Below are 15,992 nucleotides of genomic sequence, written 5' to 3' on the forward strand. Positions count from 1 at the left end.
GTGTCACTCAGCGAAAGAGAATTTACCTACAAGAGTGGTGCATAGGGGAGTAGTGCAACATTTGTTCAGATTTAGAAGATCCATCGTTGATCCTGGTCCAGCAAGCTTCCGTGTTGAAACGCCTGCGGGGCATCGATTTCCCTGAGTCCTGCGTAACCGAGGCCGTCTACGGATTCGGCGTACACCGTCATTTCGTCAAGTGGGGCAGACTGTGCCGGGCTGCAGGCATCCACCATTTCTGTGCCAAAACCTGTTGCCATCACCAGCATGAACATCTTTCCCCACACTCTGACCTTCTGCACGAGACACACCTGTCCCGACAGCGCATAAAACCTGATTGGCATTGATCCTTTTCCTGAGGGGCTTGAGCCGGTATCTTTCCAGCTGGGTACGCGATGTTTAACGGCCTTAGGGCTATCTGATATCAGCGTACCGAGAGATTCAGGGAGCTTGAGAAACTGGCCACAATTGTTCAGATTCAACGGTGAACCATTACGCTCTCTTCAACCGCTGCAACATTCTTCAAGAAGAAAGGACCCTGCCATGCGTGTCGCGATACTGGATGACGAACCTGCCGAATTGCGGCGGGTGGAACAGACACTGCGACAAATCCCAAGTGCCTCGGAGCAGCCATGGACGCTGCATTGCTTCGAACGTGGCGAAGACTTGCTGCGCCAACTGCGCCGAGAAACCTTCGACTTGCTGGTACTCGACTGGCAGTTGCCGGACCTGAGCGGCATCGCGATCCTGCGCTGGACCCGTGAGCACATGGAGGCGCCACCGCCCGTGATTATGCTGACCAGCCGCGATGCCGAGAGCGATATCGTCCAGGCCCTGAACAGCGGTGCCGATGACTACGTCAGCAAACCGTTTCGCCCCAACGAACTGAAGGCACGGGTGAGTGCCGTCCTGCGTCGTCACGGCCTGCAGAAATCTGCTGCCACCGAAGTGCTGGTTTTCAACGACCTGACCTTCGACGATGCCGAACTGACCGTCAGCCGCGCCGGTGACCCAATCAACCTGACCGAAAGGGAATACCGCCTGGCACGCTGCCTCTTCGCCAACCTGGCCCGGCCGCTGTCACGGGAATATCTCTATGAACGGTTCTGGACCCATGAAGAAATGGTGTCTTCGCGACCACTGGATACCCACATTTATCGGCTCCGAAACAAGCTTGGGCTGACGCCGGAGCGGGGTTGGCAGCTGCTGACGATCTATGGGTATGGCTATCGGTTGGAGAGCGTGACCGCAGCGACGGCATAGCCGATGTTCCACGTGGAGCATTTAAAAAGGGCTCCAAAATCTGGGCAATAAAAAAAGGCCAACGTTAAACGTTGGCCTTTTTTGTTTGGCAATAGCGTTATCAGAAGTCCAGGTTGGACACTGCCAAGGCATTGCTCTCGATGAAGTCACGACGTGGCTCGACCGCATCACCCATCAGGGTGTTGAAGATCTGGTCCGCGCCAATGGCGTCTTCGATGGTCACACGCAGCATACGGCGCTGGGCTGGGTCCATGGTGGTTTCCCACAGCTGGTCAGGGTTCATTTCGCCCAGACCTTTGTATCGCTGGATGGTGTGACGCTTGGTGCTTTCTGCCATCAACCAGTCCAGGGCTTCCTTGAACTCCTTGACCTGCTTCTTGCGTTCGCCGCGCTGAATGTACGCGCCGTCGTCCAGCAGGGTGCTCAGTTGCGCGCCCAGGGTTACTACGGTCTTGTAGTCGTTACTGCCGAAGAAGTCGCGGTTGAAGGTGACGTAGTTCGACAGGCCGTGGGAGATCAGTTCGACCTCTGGCAGCCAGACGTTACGTTCACGGTCTTCACGCAGGCTGGCTTTGTACACCAGGCCAGACTTCTCGACGGTGCGCAGGCGCACTTCGTACTGGGCCAGCCAATCCTGCATCGCTGCGTGATCGCCCAACTGCTCCAGGCTGACAGCCGGCAGGTAGATGAAGTGCTCGGTCAGCTCCTGAGGGTACAGGCGCGACAAACGCTTGAGGGTCTTCATCACCATGCGGAAGTCGTTTACCAGACGCTCCAGCGCCTCACCGGAGATGCCCGGGGCTTCGTCGTTCAAGTGCAGGCTGGCATCTTCCAGGGCCGACTGCGTCATGTACTCTTCCATGGCGTCGTCGTCTTTGATGTATTGCTCTTGCTTGCCCTTTTTCACTTTGTACAACGGCGGCTGGGCGATGTAGATGTAGCCACGCTCGATCAGCTCCGGCAACTGACGGAAGAAGAAGGTCAGCAGCAGGGTACGGATGTGCGAACCGTCGACGTCAGCATCGGTCATGATGATGATGTTGTGGTAGCGCAACTTGTCGATGTTGTACTCGTCGCGACCAATGCCACAGCCCAGGGCGGTGATCAAGGTGCCGACTTCCTGGGAGGAAATCATCTTGTCGAAACGGGCCTTCTCGACGTTGAGGATCTTACCCTTCAACGGCAGGATCGCCTGGGTGCGACGGTTACGACCCTGCTTGGCGGAACCGCCAGCAGAGTCACCTTCCACCAGGTACAGTTCGGAGAGGGCAGGGTCCTTCTCCTGGCAGTCCGCCAGTTTGCCCGGCAGGCCAGCGATATCCAGCGCGCCTTTACGACGGGTCATTTCACGGGCTTTACGCGCCGCTTCACGGGCCCGTGCCGCGTCGATCATCTTGCCGACGACCAGCTTGGCTTCGTTGGGGTTTTCCAGCAGGAAGTCGGAGAAGTACTTGCCCATTTCCTGTTCGACAGCCGTCTTCACTTCAGAAGAAACCAGCTTGTCTTTGGTCTGGGAACTGAACTTCGGATCCGGGACCTTGACCGAAATAATCGCGGTCAGGCCTTCGCGGGCATCGTCACCAGTAGTGGCGACTTTATGCTTCTTCGCCAGGCCTTCGGCTTCGATGTAGGTGTTCAGGTTACGCGTCAGTGCGGAACGGAAACCCACCAGGTGAGTACCGCCATCGCGCTGTGGAATGTTGTTGGTGAAGCACAACAGGTTCTCGTTGAAGCTGTCGTTCCACTGCAAGGCGATTTCCACGCCGATGCCGTCTTCACGCTGGATGTTGAAGTGGAACACCTGGTTGACCGCAGTCTTGTTGGTGTTCAGGTATTCAACGAATGCACGCAGGCCGCCTTCGTACTTGAACAGCTCTTCCTTGCCGCTGCGCTCGTCCTTGAGGACGATACCCACACCGGAGTTGAGGAAGGACAGCTCACGAATCCGCTTGGCCAGGATGTCCCAGCTGAAGTGGATATTCTTGAAGGTGTCAGCCGAAGGCTTGAAGTGAATCTGGGTGCCTGTGGTTTCGCTGTCGCCAACGATCGCCATAGGTGCTTGAGGCACGCCGTGGACGTAGGTCTGTTCCCAGATCTTGCCGCTGCGGCGCACAGTCAGGATCAGTTCTTCCGACAGGGCGTTTACCACCGACACACCTACACCGTGCAAACCGCCGGATACTTTATAGGAGTTGTCGTCGAACTTACCGCCGGCGTGGAGCACGGTCATGATGACCTCTGCCGCCGATACGCCTTCTTCTTTATGCACATCTACCGGAATGCCGCGACCGTTGTCGCGTACGGTGATGGATTCATCCGGGTGGATGATGATGCTGATGTCGTCGCAATGGCCGGCGAGCGCTTCGTCGATGGAGTTGTCGACCACCTCGAACACCATGTGGTGCAGACCGCTACCATCATCGGTGTCGCCAATGTACATACCGGGACGTTTGCGTACGGCATCCAAACCTTTCAGCACTTTAATGCTGGTCGAGTCGTACGTGTTTTCTTCGCTCATGCCTTCACTCCCGATGGTCGTGGGTCTGGGTGATACGGCCTTGTTCCACGTGGAACAAAGCGACTGGCGTTTCCGTCTGCCAGCCTTCCCTCAATAATTCGTGGTCTACACAGGTAATAAATACCTGGCAGCGTAAGTCTTCCAACAAGCGGCATAGCGCGCGGCGGTGTTGCTCGTCCAATTCGGACGGCAAGTCATCCACCAGATAAATACACTGCCCGCGCCGGGCCTGGCTAACCAAGTGCCCCTGGGCGATACGCAACGCGCAGACCACCAACTTCTGCTGGCCACGGGACAAGATATCCGCGGCGTTATGTGCACCTAATCTAAGGCGCAAATCAGCGCGTTGCGGCCCTGCCTGGGTGTGGCCAATTTGCTGATCCCGTTGCAAAGAGGTGGCGAGTACTGCACTCAAGTCACGCTCTTTGTCCCAACCACGGTAGTAGCTCAGCGTCAGTCCCTCGAGTTCCAGCAACTCACTCAAGGTCTGTTCAAAGACTGGTTTCAAGGCTTTGATGTAGGTGCGGCGGTATTCATCTATTTCGTCGCTGGCCAGGCACAGTTCACGGTCCCAGGCCGCTTGCGAAGCGGCGTCAAGTGTACCATGCCGCAGCCATGAGTTCCGCTGCCGCAGGGCCTTCTGCAGGCGCTGCCACGTGGCCATGAACCTCGGTTCCACGTGGAACACTCCCCAATCAAGGAACTGCCGGCGAATTTTTGGTGCCCCCTCCAGTAAACGGAAGCTGTCAGGGTTGATCAATTGCAGGGGTAGGATTTCCGCCAACTGCGCTGCACTGCGCGCATTCTGCCCATCGATACGGATCTGGAACTCTCCCTGCCGATCACGAGATATCCCCAGGCTGCTGTGCCCGCCTTGCGCCAGTTCGACCTGGCCAAAAACGGTGCACGCCAATTGCTCGTATTGAATCACCGGTAACAGGCGGGCGCTGCGAAAGGAACGAGCCAGGCCCAGTAAGTGAATGGCTTCCAGCACGCTGGTTTTGCCACTGCCGTTGGCGCCATGGAGGATATTGATGCGGGGGGAGGGGGAGAAGGTCACCGGGTGCAGATTGCGCACCGCGGTGACCGAGACGCGACTGAGGGACATCTAGCTTCTGCTGAGCATGATTACAGGCGCATCGGCATAACAACATAAGCCGAGTCGTCGTTATCGGATTCTTGCACCAGGGCGCTGCTGTTGGAGTCCGACAGGATCAGACGCACTTGCTCGGTGGTCATCACACCCAGCACGTCCAGCAGGTAGCTCACGTTGAAGCCGATTTCCAGGGATCCACCGTTGTAGTCGACGCCAACTTCTTCTTCCGCTTCTTCCTGTTCCGGGTTGTTGGCCTGGATTTTCAGCTGGCCGTTGGCCAATTGCAGGCGAATACCACGGTACTTCTCGTTGGACAGGATCGCGGTACGGCTGAACGCTTCACGTAGCGCCTGGCGATCACCGATCACCAGCTTGTCGCCGCCTTTGGGCAGCACGCGCTCGTAGTCCGGGAACTTGCCGTCTACCAGTTTGGAGGTGAAGGTGAACTCGCCCGTGGTGGCACGGATATGGTGCTGGCCCAGGACGATGCTGACGTTACCGTCCGGCTCGGTGAGCAGGCGCGCCAGTTCAAGGATACCTTTGCGCGGCACGATGACCTGGTGGCGGTCCGGCTGACCGATATCGGCCTTCATCGAGCACATTGCCAGACGGTGACCGTCGGTGGCCACGGCACGGATGATGCCTTCGGAGACTTCCAGCAGCATGCCGTTGAGGTAGTAACGCACGTCCTGCTGGGCCATGGCGAAGCTGGTGCGCTCGATCAAACGGCGCAGGCGGCTTTGCTCCAGGCTGCAAGTCAGCGAACCGGGGCCTTCTTCTACCGTCGGGAAATCGTTGGCCGGCAGGGTCGACAAGGTGAAACGACTGCGCCCGGCCTTGACCACCAACTTCTGCTCATCAACCTTGATGTCGATCAGCGCATCGTTGGGCAGGCTTTTGCAGATATCCATCAGCTTGCGCGCAGGCACGGTGATCTCACCGGGCTCGGCGGGTTCTTCCAGCTGTACGCGACCAACCAGTTCGACTTCCAGGTCGGTACCGGTCAACGACAACTGCTGGCCTTCGACAACCAACAATACGTTGGAAAGTACCGGCAAGGTCTGTCGGCGCTCGACGACGCCTGCGACCAGTTGCAGGGGTTTCAACAGGGCTTCGCGTTGAATGGTGAAATGCATGGTCTAGTCCCTTGCCTTAATAAGCTGCGCTGGTGTTCATCAAGTTGTCAGTGTACGCAGCAGGTTCTTGTAGTCCTCGCGAATATCCGCGTCGGATTCCTTAAGTTCATTGATCTTGCGGCACGCGTGCAAGACCGTGGTGTGGTCGCGACCACCAAACACATCGCCAATTTCCGGCAGGCTGTGGTTGGTCAGCTCCTTGGAGAGCGCCATGGCCACCTGACGGGGACGCGCTACCGAGCGCGAGCGGCGCTTGGACAGCAGGTCGGAAATCTTGATCTTGTAGTACTCGGCCACGGTGCGTTGAATGTTATCCACACTGACCAGCTTGTCTTGCAGCGCCAACAGGTCCTTCAGGGATTCGCGAATCAGCTCGATAGTGATATCGCGGCCCATGAAGTGCGAGTGAGCGATAACGCGCTTGAGCGCACCTTCGAGCTCACGCACGTTGGAGCGAATACGCTGGGCAATGAAGAATGCCGCATCGTGAGGCAGATCGACTTTCGCCTGGTCGGCTTTCTTCATCAGGATCGCGACCCGGGTTTCCAGTTCCGGCGGCTCTACCGCAACGGTCAGGCCCCAGCCGAAACGCGATTTGAGGCGCTCTTCCAGGCCTTCGATTTCCTTCGGGTAACGGTCGCTGGTGAGGATGACCTGCTGGCCGCCTTCAAGCAGGGCGTTGAACGTGTGGAAAAACTCTTCCTGGGAACGTTCCTTGCGCGCGAAGAATTGAATGTCATCAATCAGCAGCGCATCGACGGAGCGATAGAAGCGCTTGAATTCGTTGATCGCATTGAGTTGCAACGCCTTGACCATGTCGGCCACGAAGCGCTCCGAGTGCAGATACACGACCTTGGCATTCGGATTCTTCTTTAATAGGTGGTTACCCACAGCGTGCATCAAGTGCGTCTTACCCAAGCCAACGCCGCCGTAAAGGAAGAGCGGGTTGTAACCGTGCTTGGGATTGTCGGCCACCTGCCAGGCGGCGGCGCGGGCCAACTGGTTGGATTTACCTTCGACGAAGTTTTCAAAGGTAAAGGTGCGGTTCAGGTAACTGGTGTGCTTGAGCGCACCTTCGACCTGGACCGTGCGCTGCTCGGCGCGCACCGGGGCCTGCTGCGAACTGGCTCCTGCCATGGGGTCGAAGCTGTCGCGGGACGGCTCTTCGCTCACTGGCGCATTTTTTTGCGCCACGGATTTGCTCGGGGCTGGCGCAGCGGTGGCTGGTGCGTGGTTAACCGGGGCTGCCGCAGCCTGGGCGTGCGAGGCAGCCGCGGCCAGCGGCGCATTCGGCGCGGCACGCGGCGCGGAGCTGCGTTTGCTGCCTATTAATAAGGAGAGCGCTGGAGCCATCCCATTGCCATGTTCGTCGAACAATTCGAGAACGCGGCTTAGGTACTTCTCGTTGACCCAGTCGAGAACAAAACGATTGGGTGCGTAGACACGCAACTCGTCGCCTTCGGCTTCGACCTGTAGTGGACGGATCCAGGTGTTGAATTGCTGGGCAGGCAGCTCATCGCGCAAAAGCTCCACGCACTGCTGCCAAAGTTCCACTGACACGGATATCCCCTAAGTTGAAAGCCGGTGAGGCAAAAACAGCCGCCATTGTAGCGGCGAGCGGCCCACTTATCCACATGTAGGTTGCTCACAGGCCGCCAAGAATCAATGCCTTAACCGTAAAAAAGGCGACAAATGGTCTGTGCATAAGCTCTGTGGATAAGCGCCCCTAAGCTCGTTGTACAAGTGGGGTCGAAAGTCTGTGGGTAACTGGCCTGTGGATAAGTAGCCATTCCACACACAGCTTATCCGATAGCGCAGCACAGGCAGAGCACCGTTTCTCCCCCGTGTTGTCATTCTCTGTACAGCACGTGGAATATGGCCTCAAGGTAGTTATCCACAGAAGATCGCGTGCCTAGCTTTTATAAGCTTTACAGAAAAGCTTTAAATAACTTCCTTCTTTATTTTTATATCTATGGCATTGCTCGTCAAAGTCGAACCGCCCGGAATCGGTCTCGATGCCCTCAGATATCTAATTGAAGGAATAGCTGGTTGGAAATTGACCTAGAGGCTTGCTTTCTCTAGAATCCCCGGTCTCTTAAAACGGGGGCCATTCCGGCCCGTTGTGGACGAACCAGGTAACACGCCATGAAACGTACTTTCCAACCAAGCACCATCAAACGCGCCCGTACCCACGGTTTCCGTGCTCGCATGGCTACCAAGAACGGCCGTGCTGTCCTGTCGCGTCGCCGCGCCAAAGGTCGTGCGCGTCTGGCAGTTTGATAATCCGGTACTGGTGGTGAGTCAGGACTTCAGTCGGGAAAAGCGTCTGCTAACCCCCCGGCACTTCAAGGCAGTCTTTGACTCCCCCACCGGCAAGGTTCCGGGGAAAAATCTCCTGCTCCTTGCGCGTAACAACGATCTGGATCACCCCCGTCTCGGGTTGGTGATCGGCAAGAAGAGCGTAAAGCTCTCCGTTGAGCGCAATCGCCTCAAGCGTCTGATGCGCGAATCGTTTCGCCTCCACCAGGAGACTCTGGTTGGTTGGGATATTGTTATCGTCGCGCGCAAAGGCTTGGGGGACGTAGAAAACCCCGAATTGATTCAGCATTTCGGCAAGCTCTGGAAACGTTTGGCTCGCACCAGCAAGCCGACCCCAGCAGTCAGCCCCGAAACTGTAGGGGTAGACAGCACTGATGCGTAAACTGGCCCTCGTTCCGATCCAGTTTTACCGTTATGCCATTAGTCCGCTGATGGCCAGCCACTGTCGTTTCTACCCCAGTTGTTCCTGCTACGCGTATGAAGCCATAGAAAATCATGGCCTTCTGCGCGGTGGCTGGCTGACCTTTCGTCGTTTAGGTCGCTGTCATCCGTGGAATCCCGGTGGTTATGACCCGGTTCCGCCTATCCCTACCTCCCGTTCTTCTTCGATGGCCGAGTAATCATGGATATTAAACGCACGATCCTGATCGTCGCCCTGGCAATCGTGTCCTACGTTATGGTTCTGAAATGGAACCAGGACTATGGCCAGGCTGCCCTGCCGACTCAGAATGTTGCTACCAATCAGTCTGCTCCTGCTATTGCAGATGCACCGTTGGGTAACAATGCTTCCGCCAGTGCCGATGTACCCAGCGCGAATGCCGATACCAGCACCCCTGTAGATAACGCGGTCATCACCAATAAAGACCTCATCCACGTCAAGACGGATGTGTTGGACCTGGCGATCGATCCACAGGGCGGCGATATCGCCCAGCTTAAATTGCCACTGTACCCACGTCGCCAAGACCATCCGGATGTTCCATTCCAGTTGTTCGATAACGGTGGCGAGCGTGTTTATCTGGCACAAAGCGGCCTGACTGGCACTGATGGCCCTGATGCTCGTGCTACCGGTCGTCCGGTTTATTCGACCGAACAGAAGACTTATCAACTGGCTGATGGCCAAAACCAGTTGAACGTCGACCTGAAATTCAGTCACGACGGCGTCAATTACATCAAGCGCTTCAGCTTCACGCGCGGTTTGTACGATCTGAAAGTCACCTACCTGATCGATAACACCAGCGAAAAGGCCTGGACTGGCAACCTGTTTGCCCAGCTCAAGCGTGATGGCAGTTCCGATCCATCTTCCAGCACTGCCACCGGCACCGCGACTTACCTGGGCGCCGCCCTGTGGACAAGTAACGAGCCGTACAAAAAAGTGTCGATGAAAGACATCGACAAGGGCGCGCTGAAAGAAACCGTCCAAGGTGGTTGGGTAGCCTGGCTGCAACACTACTTTGTAACCGCGTGGATCCCGAATAAGGGCGAAGCCAACCTGGTCCAGACCCGCAAGGACAACCAGGGTAACTACATCATTGGTTTCACTGGCCCGGCGTTGACCGTTGCACCAGGTGCCAAGGCTGAAACCAGCGCCACCCTGTATGCCGGCCCGAAAAGCCAGGCGGTACTCAAGGAGTTATCCCCAGGTCTGGAACTGACTGTGGATTACGGCATCCTGTGGTTCATTGCCCAGCCAATCTTCTGGTTGCTGCAACATATCCACAGCATCGTCGGTAACTGGGGCTGGTCGATCATCTTCCTGACCATGCTGATCAAAGGGATTTTCTTCCCTCTGTCGGCCGCCAGCTACAAGTCGATGGCCCGTATGCGCGCCGTTGCGCCGAAACTGGCTGCACTCAAAGAGCAACATGGCGACGACCGGCAGAAAATGTCGCAAGCCATGATGGAGCTGTACAAGAAAGAGAAGATCAACCCGCTGGGTGGATGCTTGCCGATTCTGGTACAGATGCCGGTGTTCCTGTCGCTGTACTGGGTACTCCTGGAAAGCGTGGAAATGCGCCAGGCGCCGTTCATGCTGTGGATAACTGACCTGTCGATCAAAGACCCGTTCTTTATCCTGCCGATCATCATGGGCGCAACCATGTTCATCCAGCAGCGTCTGAACCCGACGCCTCCGGATCCGATGCAGGCCAAGGTAATGAAAATGATGCCAATCATCTTCACCTTCTTCTTCCTGTGGTTCCCGGCTGGTCTGGTTCTGTACTGGGTGGTCAACAACGTGTTGTCGATCTCTCAACAGTGGTACATCACACGTAAGATCGAAGCGGCTGCCAAAAAAGCCGAGGCGTAACTTACTCTGTGGATAACCACTCAAGACGCCCCCTCGTGGGGCGTTTTGCATTCTGTCACTTTTGTCTGGGAAACCGCTGATGAGCGCTCCTCGTGAAACCATCGCTGCCGTCGCCACCGCTCAAGGCCGGGGCGGTGTCGGCATCGTTCGTATTTCCGGGCCACTTGCCGGCATTGCCGCCCAAGCGATCAGCGGCCGCGAGCTCAAGCCTCGGTATGCGCATTACGGGCCTTTTTTCGGCGAGGATCTTGAGGTACTGGATGAGGGTCTGGCCCTGTATTTCCCGGGCCCAAACTCTTTCACCGGTGAGGATGTGCTGGAACTGCAAGGCCATGGCGGGCCTATCGTCCTCGACATGCTGCTACAGCGCTGCCTGCAGTTGGGCTGCCGTCTGGCGCGGCCTGGTGAATTCAGCGAGCGTGCGTTTCTCAACGACAAGCTCGACCTGGCCCAGGCCGAGGCGATTGCCGACCTGATCGAGGCCAGTTCTGCACAGGCGGCGCGCAATGCCTTGCGCTCGTTGCAGGGGGCATTTTCCCTGCGTGTGCATAACCTCACCGAGCAATTGATCAGTTTGCGCATCTATGTCGAGGCCGCGATTGATTTCCCGGAAGAAGAAATCGACTTTCTTGCCGATGGCCATGTCCTGGCCATGCTCGATAAGGTGCGAGACGAGTTATCCACAGTTTTGAAGGAAGCCGGGCAGGGCGCATTGCTGCGCGATGGCATGACCGTGGTGATTGCCGGCCGGCCCAACGCCGGCAAGTCCAGCTTGCTCAACGCCCTGGCGGGGCGTGAAGCGGCGATTGTCACCGAAATTGCCGGCACCACCCGGGATATCCTGCGCGAACATATCCACATTGATGGCATGCCGCTGCACGTGGTCGATACCGCCGGTTTGCGTGACACCGATGACCAGGTGGAAAAAATCGGCGTGCAACGGGCGCTCAAGGCCATCGGGGAAGCCGATCGGGTGTTGCTGGTGGTGGATGCCACCGCGCCAGAGGCCGTGGATCCTTTTGCCCTGTGGCCGGAGTTCCTTGAGCAACGGCCGGACCCGGCCAAGGTCACGCTGATTCGCAACAAGGCAGACCTCACGGGTGAGGCGATTGCCCTGGAGGTCAGCGACGATGGCCATGTCACCATCAGCCTCAGCGCCAAGTCTGCCGGCGATGGCCTGGAACTGCTGCGCGATCATCTCAAGGCCTGCATGGGCTATGAACAGACTTCGGAAAGCAGCTTCAGTGCGCGTCGCCGCCACCTTGAGGCGTTGCGCCATGCCAGTGCCGCCCTTGAGCATGGCCGGGCGCAGTTGACCCTGGCAGGTGCTGGGGAGCTTCTGGCTGAGGATTTGCGCCAGGCACAGCAGCTTCTGGGGGAGATTACCGGGGCATTCAGTTCCGATGACCTGCTCGGCAGGATCTTTTCCAGTTTCTGCATCGGTAAATAACCCTTCGTAGTTCACAGACAGGCCATTGGTGCCTGTCTGTTTTGTCCGTTTCAGGACACCCCTGAGTATTTTCTGACAATAACCTCGCCCCGAGGTGGCCTTGCCGTGGACGGAATTTGCCGCGGCTGATGCTTTTCTGTGGATTAAGCCCTGTGAATAACCGCCCCTGTGCCCAGTTGATAACAGGGCTTGAAACCTGAGTAAAAACCCCTCTGTGGATAACCACCTGTTTAATCCACAGGCTTAAAGCACTTATCCAAGGGCCTCATTGGCACCTAACCACAGACTTTTGAATCTCTGTACAGTACGTAAATAAAGGGCTATAGAGATCTATCCACAGAAAGTAGGCTCAGTAGAAATAAACATAAAAACAAAGATTTAATAAATTTCTCTCTTTTAATTTCTATTGTCTGTGATTCATCCACAGCTGGTTAAATTTTGTGCAAAGGGTTCTTTAGGAACGGCTAAGTCCCTATACTTGCCGCCATAGCTCTAAAACTCTTTCAACAAACAATTCCTGATTACCTACATAAGCAGGCACGAGGTGCGTGGTGGATTTCCCTTCCCGTTTTGAAGTGATCGTCATCGGCGGCGGTCATGCCGGTACCGAGGCAGCACTGGCGTCAGCCCGCATGGGGGTCAAAACCCTGTTGCTGACGCACAACGTGGAAACCCTCGGTGCCATGAGTTGCAACCCCGCCATTGGTGGGATCGGCAAAAGCCATCTGGTCAAGGAAATCGACGCCCTTGGCGGTGTGATGGCCATGGCTACCGACAAGGGTGGTATTCAATTTCGCGTGCTCAACAGCCGCAAAGGCCCGGCGGTGCGTGCTACTCGGGCACAAGCCGACCGCATCCTGTACAAGGCCGCGGTGCGCGAAACCCTGGAAAACCAGGCCAACCTGTGGATATTTCAACAGGCCGCAGATGACCTGATCGTCGAACAGGACCAGGTGCGCGGTGTTGTTACGCAAATGGGCCTGCGTTTCTTCGCAGAATCCGTGGTGTTGACCACTGGTACCTTCCTCGGTGGACTTATCCACATCGGGATGCAGAACTATTCCGGCGGCCGCGCCGGCGATCCGCCGTCCATCGCCCTGGCTCATCGCCTGCGCGAACTGCCACTGCGTGTCGGTCGCCTGAAAACCGGGACCCCGCCGCGTATCGACGGGCGTTCTGTGGATTTCTCGGTGATGACCGAACAGGCCGGGGATACGCCGATTCCGGTGATGTCGTTCATGGGTTCCAAGGAGCAGCACCCCAAGCAGGTGAGCTGCTGGATTACCCACACCAACGCGCGCACTCACGAAATCATCGCTGCCAACCTTGATCGTTCGCCGATGTACTCGGGCGTGATCGAAGGCATCGGCCCGCGTTATTGCCCATCGATCGAGGACAAGATCCACCGCTTTGCCGACAAGGAAAGCCACCAGGTCTTCATCGAGCCGGAAGGTTTGACTACCCACGAGCTGTACCCGAACGGAATTTCCACTTCCCTGCCGTTCGACGTGCAAATCCAGATCGTGCAGTCGATTCGCGGCATGGAAAACGCCCACATCGTGCGCCCCGGCTACGCCATCGAGTACGACTACTTCGATCCGCGGGACTTGAAATACAGCCTGGAAACCAAAGTGATCGGCGGCCTGTTCTTCGCTGGGCAAATCAACGGCACCACCGGTTACGAAGAGGCCGGCGCCCAGGGTTTGCTGGCCGGGACCAACGCCGCATTGCGCGCCCAGGGCAAAGACAGCTGGTGCCCGCGTCGCGATGAAGCGTACATCGGGGTGTTGGTCGACGACCTGATTACCCTGGGTACCCAGGAACCGTACCGGATGTTCACTTCCCGGGCCGAATATCGCCTGATCCTGCGCGAAGACAACGCCGACCTGCGCCTGACCGAAAAAGGTCGCGAGCTGGGCCTGGTCGATGACGCACGTTGGGCAGCGTTCTGCAAAAAACGCGAAAGCATCGAACTGGAAGAGCAGCGCCTGAAAAGTACCTGGGTCCGCCCGGGCACCGAACAGGGCGATGCCATTGCCGAAAAATTCGGCACGCCGCTAACCCACGAGTACAACCTGTTGAACCTGCTGTCCCGCCCGGAAATCGACTACGCTGGTCTAGTCTCGGTAACCGGCGGCGGCGCAGAAGATCCACAGGTGGCCGAGCAGGTCGAAATCAAGACCAAATACGCCGGTTACATTGACCGCCAGCAGGACGAGATCGCCCGGCTGCGCGCCAGTGAAGACACCAAGCTGCCTGTGGATATCGATTACACCGGGATTTCCGGGCTGTCCAAAGAGATTCAAAGCAAGCTGGGGATAACTCGTCCCGAGACGTTGGGCCAGGCTTCCCGTATCCCGGGCGTCACCCCGGCAGCCATTTCGCTGTTGATGATTCATTTGAAAAAACGCGGCGCGGGCCGTCAGTTGGAGCAAAGCGCTTGAGTTCGTTGGTCACCTCGCAACACGCCGAAGAGTTATCCACAGGTGCACGCCAGTTGGGTGTGGACCTGACCGCAGCCCAGCACGAGTTGCTGTTGGGCTACCTGGCCCTGTTGATCAAGTGGAACAAGGCCTACAACCTCACTGCGGTGCGCGATCCGGACGAAATGGTTTCGCGGCATCTGCTCGACAGCTTGAGCGTGATGCCCTTCATCGAAAACGGCCGCTGGCTGGACGTTGGCAGTGGCGGTGGCATGCCTGGCATCCCGCTGGCGATCCTGTTTCCCGAGTCGCAAGTGACTTGCCTGGACAGCAACGGCAAGAAAACCCGCTTCCTGACCCAGGTCAAACTCGAACTCAAGCTGGACAACCTGCAAGTTATCCACAGCCGCGTCGAAGCCTTCACGCCTGAACTGCCTTTCAATGGAATTGTTTCCAGGGCCTTCAGCAGCATGGAGAACTTCAGCAACTGGACCCGCCACCTGGGCGACCTGAACACCCGTTGGCTGGCAATGAAGGGCGTTCATCCAAGCGACGAGCTGTTAGCATTGCCGGCAGACTTCCACCTCGATAGCGAACACGCCTTGGCCGTACCCGGTTGCCAAGGCCAACGCCATCTGCTGATACTGCGCCGCACGGCATGATTGGGAACACAAGCAAGAATGGCTAAGGTATTCGCGATAGCGAACCAGAAAGGTGGCGTGGGCAAAACCACCACCTGCATCAACCTCGCAGCATCCCTGGTCGCTACCAAGCGTCGGGTGCTGTTGATCGATCTCGATCCACAGGGCAACGCCACCATGGGTAGCGGTGTGGATAAACACGGCCTGGAAAACTCGGTCTACGACTTGCTGATAGGCGAGTGCGACCTGGCCCAGGCTATGCACTACTCCGAACACGGCGGTTATCAACTGCTGCCGGCCAACCGCGACCTGACCGCGGCGGAAGTGGTGCTGCTGGAAATGCAGATGAAAGAAAGCCGTCTGCGCAGCGCCCTGGCGCCGATCCGCGAGAATTACGACTACATTTTGATCGACTGCCCGCCGTCGCTGTCGATGCTGACGCTCAACGCGTTGGTCGCCGCCGATGGGGTGATCATCCCCATGCAGTGCGAGTACTTCGCCCTCGAGGGCTTGAGCGACCTTGTGGATAACATCAAGCGTATCGCCGAGTTGCTCAACCCGAACCTGAAGGTCGAAGGCCTGCTGCGGACCATGTATGACCCGCGCCTGAGCCTGATGAACGATGTGTCGGCGCAGCTCAAGGAACACTTTGGCGACCAGCTCTACGACACAGTGATCCCGCGTAACATCCGCCTGGCCGAAGCGCCAAGCTATGGCATGCCCGCGCTGGCGTACGACAAGTCATCGCGTGGTGCCATTGCCTACCTGGCGCTGGCCGGCGAGATGGTTCGTCGCCAACGTCGCAACTCACGCACCGCTGCAGCCCAGCCAACTTAAGGAA

The 15,992-nt window shown here is 57.3% G+C and carries 14 protein-coding genes; 9 read left to right on the top strand and 5 right to left on the bottom strand.

What is annotated here, in order from left to right; genetic code table 11:
* Positions 1-71: 71 nt before the first annotated feature.
* Positions 72-344: a hypothetical protein gene (locus tag HBO12_RS09370; RefSeq protein WP_170042009.1), complete on the bottom strand. Its 273-nt coding sequence runs from the start codon at positions 342-344 to the stop codon at positions 72-74.
* A gap of 199 nt (positions 345-543) precedes the next feature.
* On the opposite strand from HBO12_RS09370, the gene HBO12_RS09375 reads away from it, so the two are divergent.
* Positions 544-1,263 carry a response regulator transcription factor gene (locus tag HBO12_RS09375; RefSeq protein ID WP_032857163.1) on the top strand — a complete coding sequence of 240 codons (720 nt, stop codon included), beginning with the start codon at positions 544-546 and terminating at the stop codon, positions 1,261-1,263.
* Positions 1,264-1,363: 100 nt separating this feature from the next.
* Here the strand turns inward: HBO12_RS09375 and gyrB are convergent, their stop codons facing one another.
* Genes gyrB through dnaA form a run of 4 tightly spaced genes read right to left on the bottom strand, consistent with a single transcriptional unit; the run spans position 1,364 to position 7,573 of the window.
* Positions 1,364-3,781 (bottom strand): DNA topoisomerase (ATP-hydrolyzing) subunit B, encoded by a 2,418-nt coding sequence (gene gyrB, locus HBO12_RS09380; RefSeq protein ID WP_032857164.1) that lies wholly within the window; start codon positions 3,779-3,781, stop codon positions 1,364-1,366.
* Between the two features lie 4 nt (positions 3,782-3,785).
* Positions 3,786-4,889, bottom strand: coding sequence for a DNA replication/repair protein RecF (recF, locus tag HBO12_RS09385; RefSeq protein WP_029290195.1), 1,104 nt, complete (start codon positions 4,887-4,889; stop codon positions 3,786-3,788).
* A 20-nt stretch (positions 4,890-4,909) separates the two neighbouring features.
* A complete protein-coding gene (gene dnaN, locus HBO12_RS09390; RefSeq protein ID WP_057439291.1) occupies positions 4,910-6,013 on the bottom strand; it encodes a DNA polymerase III subunit beta in 1,104 nt (367 codons plus the stop codon).
* A 39-nt stretch (positions 6,014-6,052) separates the two neighbouring features.
* Entirely contained in the window at positions 6,053-7,573 is a 1,521-nt protein-coding gene (dnaA, locus tag HBO12_RS09395) for a chromosomal replication initiator protein DnaA (protein ID WP_169954065.1), read from the bottom strand.
* 585 nt (positions 7,574-8,158) lie between these two features.
* On the opposite strand from dnaA, the gene rpmH reads away from it, so the two are divergent.
* The 8 genes from rpmH to HBO12_RS09435 all read left to right on the top strand — a co-directional run bounded on the left by rpmH (position 8,159) and on the right by HBO12_RS09435 (position 15,988).
* Complete coding sequence (gene rpmH / locus HBO12_RS09400) at positions 8,159-8,293, top strand: 50S ribosomal protein L34 (RefSeq protein WP_003213577.1); 135 nt, start codon at positions 8,159-8,161, stop codon at positions 8,291-8,293.
* 16 nt (positions 8,294-8,309) lie between these two features.
* Positions 8,310-8,714, top strand: a complete 405-nt coding sequence (gene rnpA, locus HBO12_RS09405) for a ribonuclease P protein component (RefSeq protein WP_308936377.1) — start codon at positions 8,310-8,312, stop codon at positions 8,712-8,714.
* The gene (yidD, locus tag HBO12_RS09410) at positions 8,707-8,952 is read left to right on the top strand and encodes a membrane protein insertion efficiency factor YidD (protein WP_010465488.1); all 246 of its coding nucleotides are present in this window, start codon (positions 8,707-8,709) and stop codon (positions 8,950-8,952) included. Before rnpA ends, yidD begins: the two co-directional genes overlap by 8 nt.
* 2 nt (positions 8,953-8,954) lie before the next feature.
* A complete protein-coding gene (yidC, locus tag HBO12_RS09415) occupies positions 8,955-10,637 on the top strand; it encodes a membrane protein insertase YidC (RefSeq protein ID WP_032857171.1) in 1,683 nt (560 codons plus the stop codon).
* A 79-nt stretch (positions 10,638-10,716) separates the two neighbouring features.
* Complete coding sequence (mnmE, locus tag HBO12_RS09420; RefSeq protein ID WP_169954063.1) at positions 10,717-12,087, top strand: tRNA uridine-5-carboxymethylaminomethyl(34) synthesis GTPase MnmE; 1,371 nt, start codon at positions 10,717-10,719, stop codon at positions 12,085-12,087.
* A gap of 551 nt (positions 12,088-12,638) precedes the next feature.
* Positions 12,639-14,531, top strand: coding sequence for a tRNA uridine-5-carboxymethylaminomethyl(34) synthesis enzyme MnmG (gene mnmG / locus HBO12_RS09425; protein WP_170042010.1), 1,893 nt, complete (start codon positions 12,639-12,641; stop codon positions 14,529-14,531).
* On the top strand, positions 14,528-15,172 hold the full coding sequence (rsmG, locus tag HBO12_RS09430) for a 16S rRNA (guanine(527)-N(7))-methyltransferase RsmG (RefSeq protein ID WP_169902059.1): 645 nt from the start codon (positions 14,528-14,530) through the stop codon (positions 15,170-15,172). The genes mnmG and rsmG overlap by 4 nt, the downstream gene beginning before the upstream one ends.
* Positions 15,173-15,190: 18 nt before the next feature.
* A complete protein-coding gene (locus HBO12_RS09435) occupies positions 15,191-15,988 on the top strand; it encodes a ParA family protein (protein ID WP_005792605.1) in 798 nt (265 codons plus the stop codon).
* The last annotated feature ends 4 nt before the right edge of the window (positions 15,989-15,992 follow it).

This window comes from Pseudomonas sp. WS 5059 (genome assembly GCF_012985525.1).
Lineage (GTDB): Bacteria > Pseudomonadota > Gammaproteobacteria > Pseudomonadales > Pseudomonadaceae > Aquipseudomonas.